This window comes from Anditalea andensis, assembly GCF_000714815.1.
GTDB classification, from domain to species: domain Bacteria; phylum Bacteroidota; class Bacteroidia; order Cytophagales; family Cyclobacteriaceae; genus Anditalea; species Anditalea andensis.
Genome location: NZ_JMIH01000065.1, coordinates 1 through 221 on the forward strand (window position 1 = coordinate 1; position 221 = coordinate 221).

Consider the following 221-nt stretch of genomic DNA (forward strand, 5'->3'; position numbering starts at 1 on the left):
ATGTCAATGTTACTGATGGGGCCTTAAACCTGGATTTTATCAATATTGAAAATTTCGCTAAAGTTTCTGCCCTTGAGATCATCTCAAAAACGGTAATGAACAATGCTCCTGTACTATCTTATCCTGTCCCTGACCAGAATGTCATACTAGGTTCAGCCTTCAGTCTATCCATAGCGGCTAACACTTTCTCCGATCCTGACGGAGATCTTCTCACCTATACC

At 41.6% G+C, this 221-nt stretch carries 1 protein-coding gene; it reads left to right on the plus strand.

Annotated features, from left to right (window positions below):
• A partial coding sequence (locus tag EL17_RS22370; protein WP_035080088.1) for a hypothetical protein occupies positions 1-221 on the plus strand: 221 nt, incomplete at both ends.